Genomic DNA, 15,986 nt, shown 5'->3' with positions numbered 1-15,986 from the left:
GCCAGAATAGCGTTGATGCTTTCGAGATGCATGAGCGCAGCTACGACTTGCAAGTCGCAGATGATGCGTTCCGCTCGGAACACCGCGAACTTTCCGCGGATGAAGACGGGACCGACCGGCTGAACGACGCGTTTGCCGCCTTCTCGATGTCGTTCGCCGGAACTGTCACGAAGGCCGCGCTGCCGATCTACACCAACGACCAGATCGCCGCGTATCTGACGGATGGCTTCTGGAATTCCGAAGGGGAAAGCTGGCGCAAGTTCGCCGTCAGCGCCGGCGGGACCATCACCGTCAACATTGCGGCCTTGACGGCGGCCGGCCAGCAGTTCGCCAAATGGGCGCTCGCAGCTTGGACTGCCGCGTCGGGATTGAAGTTCTCCTACACGACCGGTTCCGCGCAGATCACCTTCGACGATGCCGGCAGCTATGAAGCCTGGTCCAGTTCGACGACCAGCGGCAACACGATCATCTCGTCCGAGGTCAACATCTCGACCGACTGGATCAACTACTACGGTTTGACGAAAGACACCTATTCGATGCAGACCTACATTCACGAGATCGGGCACGCCCTCGGCCTCGGGCATGCAGGCCCCTACAACGGAACCGCCACCTACGGCACTGACAACATTTATCTGAACGATTCCTGGCAGGCGACGATCATGTCGTACTTCTCGCAGTACGATAACACCTATGTCGACGCGGACTTCGCCTGGATCGTCACCCCGATGATCGCCGACGTGCTGGCGATCCGTGACCTTTACGGTACGACCGCCATCAATTCCGGAAACACGACCTACAGCTATAGCTCGTTTGCCGGTGGAGACCCCATCGCCGCGACCATCGTCGATACCGGCGGCGTCGACACCATTGATTTCAGCTGGGTGAGTGTCGCTCAGCGGATTGATCTCAATCCCGAAACCTATTCCGATACTGCGGGGCTCGTCGGCAATCTCGGCATTGCCCGCGGCACGATTATCGAGAACGCGATCGGCGGTTCCGGCAATGACAGGATCTACGGCAATGCCGTCGCAAACGTCCTGACCGGCGGTGCTGGAAACGATGTCCTGGATGGCCGTGGTGGGACGGACACCCTGAATGGTGGCGCCGGCAACGACACCTACATTATGAGTGCAACGGGGGACAAGATTGTCGACGCGAGCGGCGTCGACAAGATCTATGCCTCCGTTACCATGTCGCTCGTCTCCTACACGGCAGTCGAACACCTCGTCCTGACGGGTTCAGGCAATGTCAGCGGCACCGGAAACGGGCTGGCGAACATTCTGAACGGGAACGGTGGCAACAACATGCTGAATGGCGTCGGCGGAAACGACACCATCAATGGCGGCGTCGGTACAGACCGGCTCTATGGCGGCCTCGGCAATGACAAGTTGACGGGCGGCGTGGGAGCTGACGCCTTTGTCTTCAACACGACGCTGAATTCGTCCACCAACGTCGACACGATCACCGATTTCTCCGTCGCCGACGACACGGTTTGGCTGGAGAATGCAGTGTTCAAGTCGTTAACGAAGACCGGAGCACTCGCGTCCTCGGCCTTCTACGCCAGCGCGGCAGGCCTCGCCCACGACTCCAACGACCGGATCATCTACGAGACCGACACGGGCAATCTTTACTATGACTCGAACGGCAGCGCCGCGGGCGGCAGGATCATGTTCGCGCACCTGAAGGCCGGCCTCGCGTTGACTTACCAGGATTTCCTGGTGGTCTGACGGCCCGCCAGTTCTCAGCGAACCAAAAACAAGAAGCGCCGGCGGGTTTCGCCGGCGCTTCTCGTTTTTCAACTTCGGGAACTTCAGCCCTTGTGGCCCTTGGCGATTGGCTCCTGATAGGTGAAGCCCATGTCCCATGGAAAATAGATCCAGGTGTCCTGGCTGACCTCGGTCACGAACGTGTCGACCGTCGGCACGCCCTTGGGTTTCGCGTAGACGCAGGCGAAGTGCGCTTTCGGCAACATTGCCCGCACCTCTGAAGCGGTCTTTCCGGTGTCCGTCAGGTCGTCGACGACCAGGACACCTTCTCCGCCGTTCTCCGTGAGGTCGGCGGTGATCCCCTTCAGCACGTTCATATCGCCCTGGTTCACATAGTCGTGGTAGGAGGCGATGCAGACCGTCTCGATGAGGCGGATGTTGAGTTCGCGCGAGATGATGGCCGCCGGAACGAGCCCTCCGCGCGTGATGCAGACGATTGCGCGGAATTCCTGGTTCAAACCGGCGAGGCGCCAGGCTAGCGCCCGGGCATCGCGATGGAACTGATCCCAGGAAACGGGAAAGGCTTTATCGGGGAGGGACATTCGAGGACTCCGCAAGACGTTCGGTTTGGCGCCGGAGGTCCGGCGGGTTGTCGGACGGGCCGGGCCGGAAGCGACCATCGTCGTGTCGGCGCGAGGCCAAAAACACGATTCGCGCGGTTGGCGCCGCGCGAATGTCGCCCCCTTGGGCTTTCGTCTTTGACCGCTGCTATTAGCGGGTTTTGCCGGCGCATGGCAAGGGCGCCGCGCCGCCTGCTCAGCGGGAGAGGAGCGTGAGTGCCGTCATCGAATCGAGCACGGTTCGGGTCACGCCGCCGAAGAGCGCTTCCCACCACCGCTTGTGGGTGTAGGCTCCCATGACGAGGAGGTCGATGCTGCTGTCCGACAGCCGGTTCTCGATCGCTGCGGGAGCGGGCATCTCGTCTGTCGCTGCCTGTGAAACGGTTACGTTTATGCCGTGGCGGGCGAGCGTGGCGGCGATTTCCGCGCCGGCGACCGTAGTGGACCGGCCGCTCTGCTCCGGCGGTTCGACCGAGAAGACTTCTACCGTCTCGGCGCTCTTCAGGAAGGGAAGGGCATCGAAGGTCGCCCGTGCCGCTTCGCGCGAACCGTTCCAGGCGATCAGAACGCGCTTGATCGGCTTCGGTTGCTTGAAGATGTAGGGGACGAGCAGGACAGGCCGGCCGCTTTCAAACAGGAAGTGCTCCAGCTCTGACCTGCTTTCGGAGAGAAGGCTGTCGTCTCCCTGTGCAGCGATCACGAGGTCGCAGCTGCGGGCGCTGTCGATCAGCGACGCGGCATTGAGGCCGGCCGACGACAGAAAACTGCGCCACTCGTAGGAGATGCCTTCCCGCGCGCAACGATCGCGGAAGAACTGTTCGATCGTCACCGTCTCGTCATGCGCCATGTCCTGCAGCGCCTGGACCGTCGCGGGGTCCGGGATTTCCATCGGCGCCACGAGCGGTACGGAGGCAATGGCTTCCGCGTGGAGGCCGATGACATGGGCGCCGAACCGTTCGGCTATGGAGAGGGAGAATTCGGTAATCTGCCGCGCGTCCTTCGGAGTGTCCAGGACAGCGAGAATGGTCTTGTACGCCATGATTGCCTCCTCAGCGGTGACACGGGAGAACCCCGCGTCAGAATTCTATGCAGGCGATTGTGGCGCTCTTCCTTGACTTCGGTCAATCCGCGTCACGAAGAAAAGATCGAGTCAGACTGGTTCGGCGGGATGTCCTCGTTCGGCTTGAATAGCCTGTTTTTGTTCAGCGATTTTCTCGATCATGGTCGAGATCGCAGCGGCCGCCGCTTCGAGGGCGTCCTTGTCGCGCGAGCGCACGACGAGTTCGGTCGAGAAGCGCTCGCCGTCGAACTTCGGATAGGAGCCGATGCTGGTCGAAGGGTGAGCGTCCTGCACCGCGGCGAGCGCGGTCCCGATATCCCCCTCGCCGTAGGGGCAGCGAATAACCTGCGAGAGGACACGGACGCCGGCCGGCAGGGTGGCGATCACGTTGTCCACCATGGCCTGGAAGACCTGCGGTACGCCGGCCATCACGTAGACGTTGCCGATGATGAAGCCAGGCGCGGTGGATACGGGGTTGGGGATGTGACGGCTTCCCTCCGGCATGCGTGCCATGCGCTGGCGCGCCTCGCTGAATTCCATGTTCCGGCGCGCATACATCTCGCCGAGCAGCCGCATGGCCTCGGCGTCGTGGGTGCATGGGACCCCGAAGGCGCGGGCGACCGCATCTGCGGTGATGTCGTCGTGAGTCGGCCCGATTCCGCCCGAGGTGAAGACATAGTCGTAACGCGTGCGAAGCGCGTTTAGCGCCTCGACGATCGCGTCTTCCTCGTCGCCGACGATGCGAACTTCCTTCAGGTCGATGCCGGCGAGCGTCAGAACATCCGCGAGATGGCCGATGTTCTTGTCCTTCGTTCTTCCGGAGAGGAGTTCGTCGCCGATCGCGAGCATGGCGGCCGTCTTGATGTCATCGGTCATGGAGGTCGTCCGGTAAGAGGTGATCGCTTCCTATCTAGCCGGCCCCGCCTGCTTTGAGAAGCGCAGCCGGGCTGAACCGTTCACGAAAACATCGAGGGCAGGCCACGGGTGCAACAGCGCCGGATGGTGAACACTGCGTCTCGCAGCCGTGATCTGTTCGTCGTCGGGCTGAGTGCTACATGGGGATCAGACAAAACGGGTGATCGCCCACAACGAAGGAGATGTTTCGTGGCAAAGGTCCTGGTTCTCTATTATTCGTCTTACGGCCATATCGAAACCATGGCGTACGCCGTCGCCGAAGGCGCGAAGTCGGCCGGCGCGGACGTGACCGTCAAGCGGGTGCCGGAGCTCGTTCCGGAGGACGTTGCCAGAAACTCCCACTTCAAGCTGGATCAGAAGGCCGAGATTGCGAAGGTCGACGAACTTGCCGACTACGACGCGATCATCATCGGCGCCGGCACGCGATTCGGCACCGTTGCCTCGCAGATGCGTAATTTCTGGGATCAGACCGGCGGCCTCTGGTTCAACGGCAAGCTGGTCGGCAAGGTCGGCTCCGTCTTCACCTCTTCCGCCACCCAGCACGGCGGACAGGAATCGACCATCCTCGGCTTCATCCCGACGCTCCTGCACCATGGCATGGTCGTCGCCGGGCTGCCCTATGCGTTCCAGGGACAGTCGGGTGTCGAGGCGGTCAAGGGCGGCTCGCCCTACGGCGCGTCCACCATTACGGATGGCGACGGCTCGCGCCAGCCTTCCGAGGTCGAGCTCGAGGGTGCTCGCTACCAGGGCGCGCACGTAGCGCGCATCGCGGCCAAGCTCGCCTGATTTTTCAGTCGTCCGACATTCAAGGCGCGGGACACGTTCCCGCGCCTTTTTTGTTTGCCGGGACAACAATTTGCACTGGCGCAATCCTCCGCGCGTTGTATGTATTATGCGTGATATTGCATGTTCTCGGCAGGGGGTAGAACGCGATGGACGACAAGAGGGCGGAGCCACGCCTGCGCTCGCTCAAGGGTGCGCGGATCGTTTTCAACAACGGTTTCTCGACGATGGACTGCATGGCGCGGAATCTCTCGCCGGGCGGCGCCAAGCTGGTGTTGCCTTCGACGGCGGGTATTCCCGATTCCTTCGGATTGAACTTTGAGGACGGCAAGCGTCACACCTGCACTGTGCGCTGGCGAACCCCGACCGAACTCGGCGTCTCCTTCGAAGACTAGGAACCGATCGGACCCAGACCGGTTGCCGGCCGCTGCAAGGCGGGTACGACCTGGTGCGGACGACGGGGGTCGAACCCGTACGGATCGCTCCGAGGGATTTTAAGTCCCTTGCGTCTACCAGTTTCGCCACGTCCGCGCGGGCTTCTGTTTCGACGAGTTGCGGGCCGTCGTCAAGGCCGGTGGCGGCAATTGTTGCTGCCGTCGTTCGTCACTCCACGACACGACATGCCCAGGGGCGGAAGGGCGCTGACTACTGCTTTCCGCCGAAATCCTCGGGAAAGGCCGCAGCATAGGCGTTGAGATGGTCTTCGCAGACGGCGAGCTTCTGCTGGTACTCGGCGTCCATCTTGCCCGCGGCGGAGTAGACGTTGATGCCTTGTTCCTGGATTTGGGCCATGCTCTGCGCCGATCCCAGTGCCAGCCTGGCGGCATCATCCTCGTTGATGCCGCGATCCTTCTTCAGACGGTGCACGGACAGCAGCCAGAACATGGTGGTGCGCTCTTCGAGCGCCTTCACCTCCGGTTTGCTCTGCGTGACGGCCCAGCCGGAGAGAACCTTCAGCCGTCCGGCGCAGGAGGCCATCGTTTGCCACCATTCGGTGGTTATCGTTTTTCCGGTTGCGTCGGCATAGGTATGCATCCGGTCGTCCGCTACAGTCACACCGGCACTAGCGGCAAGTAGTGCTACAGCGGCGATAAGTCTCTGCCTCATCTTCCAAGTTTCCGTTCGTTCTTCGTTTCTATGGCCTCGTTGGTCGTTCGGGGCGATGGGCTGAACGCGATGCGCGCCTGACCTTGGCCGCTGCCGCGTCGGGCGTTATTCCCCCGCGAGCGTGAAGGGCTGTTCCACCTTGGCCGTACTGCCGCCGACCGTATCCTTGATGGTGTAGCGCAACACATAGTCGCCGGGGTCGGCGCCGCTCACATCCAGCGTCAGGTGTGTGAATATCTCCTGATTGCGGACGAAGCCGGTGAAGGTGAAGTTTCCGAAATTTTCCTGAGAGGCGAGCGTCTGACCGGATGTGTCAGTGATCGCGAGGTCGACTGTAAAGTTCGACTGGCGCTTGCCGCCTTCGACGGGCTTCCAGTCGAGGCCGAGGAGCTCGACATAGGTGACCAGCGGTTCACCGGCCTTGAAGACCGAATCGGACCTTTCGTCATAGGCGCCGTAGGCCGTCGGTTTTCCGGCGACGAACACTGCCTTCTTGACCGTCAAGGGAAGCGCCATGGAGAAGTCGGCAGTTGCTTCCGCGATCGTCTCGTAAGCGCTGATGACGTCGCCGGCCGCGGCCTTCTCCTCCGCCAGTTTCGCGGTGTCGGCCAGCGGACCGGCTGCCGCTGGAAAACCTGCAAGAAGCGATGCGCAGAGAACACCGCAGGTGCGGCGGAACCGACGGCGGTTCCCGCTACGAAGAATTGACATTTGAAAAAAAACCTCCCGTCCCCGATGATGTCGAGAGTTCTTCCAAAAGAGCCGCCCGTCAAGAGGCCGTCTTCAGGTGCGCCAGAACACGGGCATCAGCAGCACGAGGACGGTCAGCACCTCGAGGCGCCCGAGCAGCATCATCAGCGAGAGCAGGTAGAGCGCCGGCTCATTCATCGTCGAGAAATTGCCGGCAGGACCGATGACCTCGCCGACCCCCGGGCCGACGTTCGACAGAGCAGTGATGACGGAAGAGGTTGCGGTGAGGAAATCGTAGCCGAAAGCGCTCATGGCCATCGATCCCACGACCCAGAGAAAGAGATAGGCGCTGAAGAAGAGGAAGACCGTGCGTTGGGTTTCCGGCTCCACCGTCTGCCGGCCGTAACGGACCGAATAGACGGCGCTCGGATAGATGAGTTTTTTCAGGCCGATGACGACGATGTTGGCGAGGATGACAAAGCGATACGACTTGATGCCGCCGGCAGTCGAGCCCGAGCATCCGCCCATGAAGGTCGCGAAGAAGGCGGCCATCACGACGAAGGGCCCCCAGAGCGTATAGTCTTCGCTGGCGAAGCCGGTCGTGGAGAGAAGAGAAGAAAAGTTGAAGAAGGCGTGGGTGAGCGCCCTGTCGAATTCGACGGCGTTGACGAGGTGGTGGTAGACCGCCGTCGCGAGGGCGAATGCCCCCAGATAACCTAGAAAGACCACGATCTGCGGGTCTCGCAGCGAATCGAGACGACCGCGGACGATGAAGACGATCAGGATCGAGAAGGGCAGGCTGCACACCGCCATGAAGAAGGTCGATACCCACAGGATGAGATCGCTTCGGAAGTAGCCGAAGGATGCGTCATGGGTGGAAAAGCCCGCCGTCGCAACGGTGGTGAAGGCGTGATTGATCGCGTCGAAATGGCTCATCCCGGCGAAATCGTAGGCGATCATGCAGGCGACCGTGATGCCGACATAGATGCCGAAGAAGGCCCGGGTGAAGGTGGCGAGCCGCGCGAACGGCTTGTCGGCGATGTCGGAGGATTCCATCTTGAAGAAGGACATGCCGCCGACTCGCAGGAACGGCAGCACGAAGAGACCGAGCGCGACGATACCGATGCCGCCGAGCCAGGCAAGCAGCGAGCGCCACATCAGGAGGCCCGGCGGCATGTGGTCCAGTCCAACGATAACGCTGGAGCCGGTCGTCGTGATGCCGGAAATTGCCTCGAACAGCGCCTGCGGGAAGGTAAGGCCCGGGCCTGCGAACATCAAAGGGACCGCGCCGACCAGCGAAAAGACGGCCCAGAGCAGGTTGACGAGCAGGAAACCCAGCCGCTTGGTAAAGACGGGCGGCGGGCAGCGGGTCGCCATCGCCGTCATCAGCGAGAGACCGCCCACCATGAAGGAGCAGAGCGCGAAAACTCGCCAGTCCGCATGACCGTAATAGAGGTCCACCATCGAAGGGATGAGCATCGCCGTTGCAAGATAGAGACCGCAGATGGCGGCGATGTATATCGAGAAGCGGAAAAGGCTTGCGTTCAATGAGGCGTTCCCGTTTCGCGGTGCCGCGGAAAGAACCTTTGTCTCCGCAATGGGCATATGCCATAGCGGGAGAAGTGTAATTTTTCAATGGATGGATAACGTGACGCGCAATGACGTGCGGGCGGCCGCAGAGGCCATGCGGGAGATCTTCCCGGCAACTCCCCTGCAGTTCAACGAGCACCTGAGCGCGAGGCTCGGGGCGAAGGTCTACCTCAAGCGGGAAGACCTGACGCCGGTCCGTTCCTACAAGATTCGCGGCGCCTTCAATTTCTTCCGCAAGGTCATCGCCGCAGGCGGCGGCAATACCACCTTCGTCTGCGCGTCGGCCGGCAATCACGCGCAGGGCTTTGCGTTCGTCTGCCGCCATTTCGGTGTCCCGGGCGTCGTTTTCATGCCCGTGACGACGCCGCAGCAGAAGATCGACAAAACCCGCATCTTCGGCGGCGAATTCATCACCATCCGTCTTTTCGGTGATATCTTCGACCAGTGCTATGCGGCTGCGCGCGAACACGTGGAGGCGATCGGCGGCCATATGGTGCCGCCGTTCGACGACGCCGACATCATCGAGGGGCAGGCGACGGTCGCCGCCGAGATCGAGGAACAACTGCCGGAGGGCGAAACGCTCGACCTCGTCGCCATTCCGGTCGGCGGCGGCGGTCTGTCGTCCGGGATTACCGGCTATCTCTCCGATACCCTGCGGCCGGAGGCCTTTCTGCTTGCGGAGCCGGCCGGAGCGCCGAGCCTCAGGAAGAGCCTCGAAGCCGGCGAGGTCGTGACGCTCGCCAGGGTTGACAATTTCGTCGACGGCGCGGCGGTCGCCCGGATCGGCGATCTCAATTTCGCCGCCTTGAAGCATTTTGCTCCCGAACAGGTGCAGGTGGTACCGGAAAATGCCATCTGCGTCACCATCACCGACATGCTGAACATCGAAGGCGTGGTGCTGGAGCCGGCCGGCGCGCTGTCGATCGCCGCCCTCGAACTGCTGCCGCGCGAGGTGATCGAGGGCAAGACCGTGGTGGCGATCGTCACCGGCGGCAATTTCGATTTCGAACGCCTTCCGGACGTCAAGGAACGCGCAATGCGCTATGCGGGACTGAAGAAATACTTCATCCTGCGGCTGCCGCAACGACCCGGCGCATTGCGCGATTTCCTGAACCTGCTCGGACCCGACGACGACATCGCCCGCTTCGAATACCTGAAGAAGTCTGCGCGCAACTTCGGCTCCATCCTGATCGGCATCGAGACAAAGGACCGGCGGAACTTCCAGGAACTCGTCGGTCGCTTCGAAGGGGCGGGGCTCGGTTTCGAGGACATTACCGAGAACGAGATTCTCGCCAACCTCATCATCTGACCGGGGACGAGGGCAGGGTGCCGAAGTGGCAGGCCCCGCCTTCGCTGGACTTTGCACAGAAGCCGCTTTCCTCGGCATAGGTGCGGGCCTTTTCGATCCAGTTGGTCCAGATAAAACCCGGGAAGCCGGGGGGCACCATGCTCCACGTCGCGACGTCGTCGATACCGGCGCTGCCGGTGTCGCCTTTCTCGTAGGCTCCGAGCAGGATGACGTCGGAGCCTGCCGCGCGGACGCGGTTGTAGAACTTTTCCGGCCAGCCCCACAGCAGGAAAGCGTAATTGACCGGCACGGGCACGAGCGTGTCACGGCAGGCTGCAGGCATGTAACCGGTCCAGCCGAGCGCCAGATAGCCGAGCAGGCATTCCTTCGCACTCCGAGCGCTGTAGCCTGGGAGACCCGGCACCGCCGCGACGGCAGCCTCGGTCGGTTCGCCGCCGCCGTAGACGGCAAACACCGCCGCGCGATAGGCGGCATTTGAATTCAGCAGCCTTGCCAGCGTCTCGCCCTCTTCGGCGCGGCGGCTCTTGAAATTGACGAGAAATCGCCCCTCCGGCAGCGTGTCGAGAACCTCGGTCAGCGTCGGCATCATGCCGATGCCGCGACCACGGAAGGGGAAGGTCGCGCCGCCGTCGGCGGTATAGCCGTAGCCGATGTCCAGCCGCTTCAGTCGCGCCATCGGCGTCTCCTCGGTGACCTCGCTTGCCTCGGTCCTGCAGTCGAGCGTCCAGTCGTGGAAGACGGCGAAGGCGCCGTCGGGCGTCAGGTGCACGTCGAGTTCGACCACGGCGGCGCCGGCGTCGAAGGCGGCGCGCATCGAGGGAATGGTGTTTTCCAGGAATGCATGTTCGGGCCGCAGGATGCGGCTTGCCGTGCAGGTTTCGGCGGTCAGTCCTTCACGGTCGAAAATCTGGTGTTGTCCGCGATGAGCGAGCAGGCGTGGTGCATCTCCTTCGGGAAAGGCCGAGAACAGGCTGGTGTTCGCACCCCAGAGGAGGGCGATCACGACGGTCGAGGCGATCAGCGTGAGGCGAATCATGACGTCTCCCGGAGCGGTTTCGCCACGAGCCTCTCCCCAAATCCCGCATTTCGGTGGTCAGGGGGCCTTCTTCGTGCCGCGCGGATATGCTAACCAGAGCGCATGGCATCATTCTTCTCGAACATCTTTTCGGCCTTCTCCGGCGCATCCAGGGACAAGACTGCCCCGACGGCCGGCGCAGAACCTCAGGCTCATGCCGGCTGTACCATTCATGCGGCTCCGATCCGTGAAGGAAGCCAGTATCGTCTGGCCGGACGCATCGAAAAGGTGGTCGACGGGGAAACGCTGGAGCGCACCTTCATCCGGGCGGACGTCTTCACGTCCGCCGACGATGCTCTCGAATGCACCTTCCGCAAAGCGCGCCAGATCATCGATCAGAACGGAACGTCACTCTTCGCAGACGGCGTCAAGTCGCGCCCGGTCTGACGGCCGGCATTCGATCCCACGGCCTTTTCCCGCTTTGAACGCAGCGACGGTTTTGTTGCAAAACAGTCGAGGGATTCGGACGTTCTTGACGTTTTGCGGCTTGCGCCGAGACGATCTTCAAATCCAGAAGTACGCTAGGGTATAGCGACTCGCGGTGCATTCGCCGGAGCGGTGCTGCATGGCAGCCGCGCGGCTCGGCTGAAGGCGTCGGGACAAGGGGGCAAAACGGGGATGAATCAGAGCACGAATTTTGCGCTCTTCGTGGTTGAGGCGGTGTTGTACTTCACCCTGCTGACCACTCTCCTTCACTTTCGTCACCGCATCGGACTCGGCGTCTTCCTGACCGCGCTGGGCGTCATGCACTTTGTCGAAACGTACCTGGCCGCCGTCTTTTACGTCGATCTGCCGATCGGTATCGTCTCGCCGGGCTCGTCGATCTTCTTCGCAGGCAAGCTGGTGATGATCCTGATGCTCTACATCAAGGAGGATGCGGCAACCGTTCGCCAGCCGATCTACGGCCTGTTCATCGGCAACGCGGTAACGCTGATCATCGCCCAGTTGCTGCTGCTCCACCACACGGTTTCGCTGACGCCCGGACAGACGGCGGACGTGGCCTTCCTCCGCGAGATGGGCCTGCTGATGCTTTGGGGAACGGCTCTTCTCTACATCGACTCGCTTGCAATCATCCTGCTCTACGAGCGGATCGGCCGGCTGTTCCCCGGTCCGACGATCGGCAGGGTCGCTGCAAGCAGCGTGCTCGTGCTTACCTTCGACCAAGTCGGCTTCTACGGCCTGCTCGCCTATCTTTACGATGCACCGGCGGCCGTGTTCTGGGGTGGCTGGAAAGCCAAGATGGTGGCGGCGCTCCTCTATTCGGCGATGTTCGCGCTATATCAAGCATTCTTTCGTGATCCGGGCATGGTGCTGGCGCGCCGTCCGATTCGGGACATCTTCACCGACCTGACCTTTCGCGAGCGCTACGAGGACCTGCTGGCGCGAACCGGGCGCGATGTGCTCACTGGCGCCTTCGACCGCGGGCGCATGGAGATCGAGGCACCACGCCTGCTGCGGGAATCGACCGAGCGCCGCAAGGCGCTAAGCGTCGTGATCGTCGACGTCGACCACTTCAAGGCGGTGAACGACCGCTTCGGCCATCTCCACGGGGACAGCGTGCTCCGCGAGGTGGCCGACGAGCTACATCGCGGCACCCGCACCGGTGACCTGCTGTTTCGCTACGGCGGCGAGGAATTCGTCGTCGTTCTGCCGGAGGCCAATCACGCCGACGCGCTGCTGATCTCGGAGCGCATGCGACAGGAGATCGCCGCAGGCATCCGCGACCACGGCGGCGAGCCCATCACCGTCAGCATCGGCGTCGCGACGGCACCGGAGGATGGTGCGAACTTCACCAGTCTGCTCGCCGCCGCCGACAACCGCCTCTACCGGGCGAAGAATGCCGGCCGCAACCGCACGGAAGGAAGGCCGGACAGCGGCATCTGAGGCCGCCGCCGGTCTCGTGCCCGAGCTTCAGAGGATCAGCCGGAACCTTGCGAACCCTTCCTCTCCGTCGCCGGCGTCCTCGATCTTCGCGCCCCTGACGTCCTTGGCGTATTGCCGACCCTTCGGCCCTGTCTCGAAGATCGCCGTGGCCCCCTGGTTTGGAGCGAAGGACCAGTTGTCGTCGGCCGACGGATTGATCTCGCCCTGGTCGACGATGTAGCGGACGATGACGTCGCGGTTGGTGTCCGGCGCGACGAAGATCACCTTGTCTGCCGCGATCTCGGGGAACTTGCCGCCGCCGCCGGCGCGATAGTTGTTGGTCGCCACCACGAACTTGCGGCCGGGATCGATCGGCTGTCCGCCGAACTGCAGGTTGACGATCCGGTTCGCGTCCGGATTGATGACCTTGCCGTCGCCGTCGTATTTCGGCGGCTGGGCGAGGTCGATCTGGTAGGTGACACCGTCGATCACGTCGAAATTGTAGGACGGGAAGTGCGCATTGAGGAGCGGCGCGTCCTTCGCGCCGGGCGTCACCTGGTTGAACATCCCGGCCGACATTTCGAGCCAGTTCTTGACCTGTTCGCCGGTTACCAGCACTGCCTGCACCGTGTTCGGGTAGAGATAGAGGTCGGCGACGTTCTTGATCGCGATATCACCGGCGGCGACGTCGGTATAGTAGTCCGACCCACCACGCCCGCCGGCCTTGAAGGGGGCCGCCGCCGAGAGGACCGGGTAGTCCTTGTATTCGGAATCCTTCAGCATTTCCCGGATGTACCAGGTCTGCGCATTCGAGACGATCTGCACCGACGGGTCGTCCGCGACCAGCGCAAAATAGGAGTAGAGCGGCGCCGAGGTCTTGCCGACCGGCGTGCGGACATATTGCAGCGTGGCCTCGTGCTCGGCGGTGACGGCGGCCACGATCTCCGGTTTGTCGGATACGTCGGCGACGATCTTGCGGTTGTCGTCGCGGTGATAAATCGGCCGCGCCTCGCAGGTGAAGTCGACGATCTTCCAGCTTGCGCCGTCCTTCTCCAGCAGGAGGTCGATGAGGCCGAGGTGGGAGCCCCAGAATCCTCCCATCACTGCCGGCTTGCCGAGCAGCGTCCCCTTGACCGGGTCTGCACCGGGTACGTCATCCCAGGTCTTCGGACCGGGGAAGACCAGATGCTGGTGGCCGGTGAAGACCGCGTCGATGCCCTCGACGCCGGCGAGATAGAGTGAGGCGTTTTCCATGCGCTCGCTCTGGCCGTGCCCGTCGATGCCCGAATGGGAAAGTGCGACGATGAGATCGGCACCTTCCTCCTTCATTACCGGAACCCAGGCGCGCGCCGCCTCGACGATGTCGCGGGTCTGTGCCCGGCCTTCGAGATTCTTGGCATCCCACACCATGATCTGCGGCGGAACGAAGCCGATGAAGCCGATGCGGATCGGGTTCTCGTTGCCGGCGCCATCACGGATCTTGCGGTCGAGGATGGTGTACGGCTTGAAATGGAGTTCGTCCTTCCTGGGATCGTCCGCCAGCATGCCCTTCGTGAGATTGGCGCACACGATCGGAAAGTTCGCGCCCCCCAGCGTGTTGAACATGAAGTCGAGGCCGTAGTTGAACTCGTGGTTGCCGAGCGTGCCGCAATCGTAGCCGAGGGTGTTCATCGCCTTGACGACCGGATGCAGGTCGCCGGCCTTCATGCCTTTTTCATAGGCCATGTAATCGCCCATCGGATTGCCTTGCAGCAGGTCTCCGTTGTCGATCAGCATCGAGTTCCCGGCTTCGGCACGGATGGAATCGATGATCGAGGCGGTACGGGCAAGCCCCATCGTGTCGTTCGGCTTGTCGGCGTAGTAGTCGTAGGGCATCACGTTGACGTGGATGTCCGTCGTTTCCATGAGCCGCAGATGCGCCTGGTTGCCGTTCGCCCGGGCTGCGAAGGGATGGAGCACGATGAGGGCTGTGGTTGCTGCGAAGCCTCCGAGAAGGCTGCGTCGGGAAATGGGATGCAGATCAGACAGGGACATGTGGGGTCTTCCTCCGGAGGCTGTCTTCGCGACGGGCAAGACTAGAGCCGTTTAGGGACAAGTGCATCCGGAAAATGACAGGCATGTGTCGGTTGTACCCCTGGCTTGTGGGTAGCCGCCGGCGTCACTCTTCACCGGCATGCAGATGGCGCAGCATACAGGGCGCAGTTTCGCCGAACCCGGCGAACATGATCCTTCACCGGCGGGATGCGCCACTGTATGCCTTTCCCGGCCGATCAGCGGGTCAGAACCGGGCGGACTTCCTTGTGGAAATGCCGGAAGTAGGCCGACATCTGTGCGAGCGTGTTGCTCGTGTTGATCACTTCGACGCCGAGACGACTCGCCTTGCGCCAGCGCACCGTGGCTTCGATCAGCCCCAGGTGATCGTTCTGGATCTGTACGATACTGCCCGTAGCGGCATGGAGCGGTGTGGCGAGTTCGAGCGCGAGCCCCGTGCGCGAGACGTCGACCATCCGCGCATTGGCCTCCTGCTGCAGATACTTCACCTTGCTGTCGACCCGGCAGCGTTGCCGCGATGCCCGGCGCGTCTCCATGTTCAGATTGGATTTCGTCATGTTTCCCCCGAAAAGGTTGTCCTGGACGCGCAACCTTAGGAGGAGTTCTTTGCCGGTCGTTGAATCTTGCCGCTAAAATTGTCGTTATATGCGTCAAAGGCCGACGTTCGGCCGGTCGATGATCTCGCGGAGCGCAAAGCTGGAGTTGATCTTGACCACATGAGGCAGGGCCGACAGCCAGTCGCGGTGGATGCGCTCGTAGTCCTCCAGATCCTTCGCCGCGACCCGGAGGATATAGTCGTATTCACCGGACATGAGATAGCAGACGAGGACGTTCGGGCATCGCTTTACCGCAGCCTCGAAATCGGAGAGTGTTTTCGCGAACTGACCCGAAAGCGAGATGTGCACGATTGCGATCATCTTATATTCGAGTACTTTGTTCGACAGCCGCGCGTGATAGCCGCTGATCACACCCGATCGCTCGAGGATGTCGTGGCGCCGCGAACAGGCGGAGGCACTCAGCCCGACCTTTTCGGCGAGCTCGGCATTCGTCATGCGGCCGTTTTGCTGAAGCGCTTTCAAAATCGCAAGATCAATCGCGTCTAGCTCGTGCATTCGAACATCCTTCGAAATATTCCTCTATTCCAGCAATAATGCGCGAAATTAATGCTGGTCAAAATTGAAATTTGCAAGGACATTTTGCGCCGTCGGTGTTTCAA

The 15,986-nt window shown here is 62.0% G+C and carries 16 protein-coding genes and 1 tRNA gene; 6 read left to right on the top strand and 11 right to left on the bottom strand.

Annotated features, from left to right (window positions below; all coding sequences use genetic code 11):
• The first annotated feature begins 47 nt into the window (after window positions 1-47).
• On the top strand, window positions 48-1,727 hold the full coding sequence (locus EUU22_RS05860) for a M10 family metallopeptidase (protein ID WP_165351097.1): 1,680 nt from the start codon (window positions 48-50) through the stop codon (window positions 1,725-1,727).
• Window positions 1,728-1,810: 83 nt separating this feature from the next.
• Here EUU22_RS05860 and gpt read toward each other — a convergent pair whose 3' ends face one another.
• The 3 genes from gpt to EUU22_RS05845 form a co-directional block, all read right to left on the bottom strand.
• Entirely contained in the window at window positions 1,811-2,308 is a 498-nt protein-coding gene (gene gpt, locus EUU22_RS05855; protein WP_129331114.1) for a xanthine phosphoribosyltransferase, read from the bottom strand.
• 214 nt (window positions 2,309-2,522) lie between these two features.
• Window positions 2,523-3,365 carry a universal stress protein gene (locus tag EUU22_RS05850; RefSeq protein WP_129331113.1) on the bottom strand — a complete coding sequence of 281 codons (843 nt, stop codon included), beginning with the start codon at window positions 3,363-3,365 and terminating at the stop codon, window positions 2,523-2,525.
• A gap of 111 nt (window positions 3,366-3,476) precedes the next feature.
• Window positions 3,477-4,262, bottom strand: coding sequence for a competence/damage-inducible protein A (locus EUU22_RS05845; protein WP_129331112.1), 786 nt, complete (start codon window positions 4,260-4,262; stop codon window positions 3,477-3,479).
• A 228-nt stretch (window positions 4,263-4,490) separates the two neighbouring features.
• On the opposite strand from EUU22_RS05845, the gene wrbA reads away from it, so the two are divergent.
• Together wrbA and EUU22_RS05835 are read left to right on the top strand one after the other, a co-directional pair.
• On the top strand, window positions 4,491-5,087 hold the full coding sequence (gene wrbA / locus EUU22_RS05840; protein WP_129331111.1) for an NAD(P)H:quinone oxidoreductase type IV: 597 nt from the start codon (window positions 4,491-4,493) through the stop codon (window positions 5,085-5,087).
• A 146-nt stretch (window positions 5,088-5,233) separates the two neighbouring features.
• Entirely contained in the window at window positions 5,234-5,479 is a 246-nt protein-coding gene (locus tag EUU22_RS05835; RefSeq protein WP_129331110.1) for a PilZ domain-containing protein, read from the top strand.
• 51 nt (window positions 5,480-5,530) lie between these two features.
• Here the strand turns inward: EUU22_RS05835 and EUU22_RS05830 are convergent.
• From EUU22_RS05830 to EUU22_RS05815, 4 genes are all read right to left on the bottom strand, one after another.
• Window positions 5,531-5,615 (bottom strand) — tRNA-Leu (locus EUU22_RS05830).
• A 114-nt stretch (window positions 5,616-5,729) separates the two neighbouring features.
• Window positions 5,730-6,191, bottom strand: coding sequence for a hypothetical protein (locus EUU22_RS05825; protein WP_129331109.1), 462 nt, complete (start codon window positions 6,189-6,191; stop codon window positions 5,730-5,732).
• A gap of 105 nt (window positions 6,192-6,296) precedes the next feature.
• The gene (locus EUU22_RS05820; RefSeq protein ID WP_129331108.1) at window positions 6,297-6,902 is read right to left on the bottom strand and encodes a hypothetical protein; all 606 of its coding nucleotides are present in this window, start codon (window positions 6,900-6,902) and stop codon (window positions 6,297-6,299) included.
• A 72-nt stretch (window positions 6,903-6,974) separates the two neighbouring features.
• Complete coding sequence (locus tag EUU22_RS05815; RefSeq protein ID WP_129331107.1) at window positions 6,975-8,429, bottom strand: TrkH family potassium uptake protein; 1,455 nt, start codon at window positions 8,427-8,429, stop codon at window positions 6,975-6,977.
• Between the two features lie 100 nt (window positions 8,430-8,529).
• Between EUU22_RS05815 and ilvA the strand changes: the two genes are divergently transcribed.
• Window positions 8,530-9,780, top strand: a complete 1,251-nt coding sequence (gene ilvA, locus EUU22_RS05810) for a threonine ammonia-lyase (RefSeq protein WP_129331106.1) — start codon at window positions 8,530-8,532, stop codon at window positions 9,778-9,780.
• On the opposite strand, the gene EUU22_RS05805 is transcribed toward ilvA, so the two are convergent.
• A complete protein-coding gene (locus EUU22_RS05805; protein WP_129331105.1) occupies window positions 9,773-10,816 on the bottom strand; it encodes a glycerophosphodiester phosphodiesterase family protein in 1,044 nt (347 codons plus the stop codon). The genes ilvA and EUU22_RS05805 overlap by 8 nt on opposite strands.
• 102 nt (window positions 10,817-10,918) lie before the next feature.
• On the opposite strand from EUU22_RS05805, the gene EUU22_RS05800 reads away from it, so the two are divergent.
• Window positions 10,919-11,242, top strand: coding sequence for an HlyU family transcriptional regulator (locus EUU22_RS05800; RefSeq protein ID WP_129331104.1), 324 nt, complete (start codon window positions 10,919-10,921; stop codon window positions 11,240-11,242).
• A 231-nt stretch (window positions 11,243-11,473) separates the two neighbouring features.
• Complete coding sequence (locus EUU22_RS05795; protein WP_129331103.1) at window positions 11,474-12,739, top strand: GGDEF domain-containing protein; 1,266 nt, start codon at window positions 11,474-11,476, stop codon at window positions 12,737-12,739.
• A 27-nt stretch (window positions 12,740-12,766) separates the two neighbouring features.
• On the opposite strand, the gene EUU22_RS05790 is transcribed toward EUU22_RS05795, so the two are convergent.
• The 3 genes from EUU22_RS05790 to EUU22_RS05780 form a co-directional block, all read right to left on the bottom strand.
• Window positions 12,767-14,752 (bottom strand): bifunctional 2',3'-cyclic-nucleotide 2'-phosphodiesterase/3'-nucleotidase, encoded by a 1,986-nt coding sequence (locus EUU22_RS05790; protein ID WP_129331102.1) that lies wholly within the window; start codon window positions 14,750-14,752, stop codon window positions 12,767-12,769.
• A 236-nt stretch (window positions 14,753-14,988) separates the two neighbouring features.
• Window positions 14,989-15,327 carry a PilZ domain-containing protein gene (locus tag EUU22_RS05785; protein WP_129331101.1) on the bottom strand — a complete coding sequence of 113 codons (339 nt, stop codon included), beginning with the start codon at window positions 15,325-15,327 and terminating at the stop codon, window positions 14,989-14,991.
• Between the two features lie 93 nt (window positions 15,328-15,420).
• Window positions 15,421-15,882, bottom strand: a complete 462-nt coding sequence (locus EUU22_RS05780) for an Lrp/AsnC family transcriptional regulator (protein WP_129331100.1) — start codon at window positions 15,880-15,882, stop codon at window positions 15,421-15,423.
• Between the last annotated feature and the right edge of the window lie 104 nt (window positions 15,883-15,986).

Source organism: Ciceribacter ferrooxidans (assembly GCF_004137355.1).
In the GTDB taxonomy this organism is placed as follows: domain Bacteria; phylum Pseudomonadota; class Alphaproteobacteria; order Rhizobiales; family Rhizobiaceae; genus Allorhizobium; species Allorhizobium ferrooxidans.
The sequence above is the reverse complement of the archived record's forward strand: the minus strand, read 5'-3'. Positions and strand labels throughout refer to the sequence as shown.

Bases quoted from the DNA above. Each gene is read 5' to 3' on its own strand.
- EUU22_RS05825 (WP_129331109.1), bottom strand. From the start codon at position 6,191: ATGAGGCAGAGACTTATCGCCGCTGTAGCACTACTTGCCGCTAGTGCC.
- EUU22_RS05820 (WP_129331108.1), bottom strand. From the start codon at position 6,902: ATGTCAATTCTTCGTAGCGGGAACCGCCGTCGGTTCCGCCGCACCTGC.
- EUU22_RS05785 (WP_129331101.1), bottom strand. From the start codon at position 15,327: ATGACGAAATCCAATCTGAACATGGAGACGCGCCGGGCATCGCGGCAA.
- EUU22_RS05835 (WP_129331110.1), top strand. From the start codon at position 5,234: ATGGACGACAAGAGGGCGGAGCCACGCCTGCGCTCGCTCAAGGGTGCG.
- EUU22_RS05850 (WP_129331113.1), bottom strand. From the start codon at position 3,365: ATGGCGTACAAGACCATTCTCGCTGTCCTGGACACTCCGAAGGACGCG.
- EUU22_RS05800 (WP_129331104.1), top strand. From the start codon at position 10,919: ATGGCATCATTCTTCTCGAACATCTTTTCGGCCTTCTCCGGCGCATCC.
- EUU22_RS05790 (WP_129331102.1), bottom strand. From the start codon at position 14,752: ATGTCCCTGTCTGATCTGCATCCCATTTCCCGACGCAGCCTTCTCGGA.
- EUU22_RS05845 (WP_129331112.1), bottom strand. From the start codon at position 4,262: ATGACCGATGACATCAAGACGGCCGCCATGCTCGCGATCGGCGACGAA.
- EUU22_RS05805 (WP_129331105.1), bottom strand. From the start codon at position 10,816: ATGATTCGCCTCACGCTGATCGCCTCGACCGTCGTGATCGCCCTCCTC.
- EUU22_RS05795 (WP_129331103.1), top strand. From the start codon at position 11,474: ATGAATCAGAGCACGAATTTTGCGCTCTTCGTGGTTGAGGCGGTGTTG.
- gpt (WP_129331114.1), bottom strand. From the start codon at position 2,308: ATGTCCCTCCCCGATAAAGCCTTTCCCGTTTCCTGGGATCAGTTCCAT.
- EUU22_RS05780 (WP_129331100.1), bottom strand. From the start codon at position 15,882: ATGCACGAGCTAGACGCGATTGATCTTGCGATTTTGAAAGCGCTTCAG.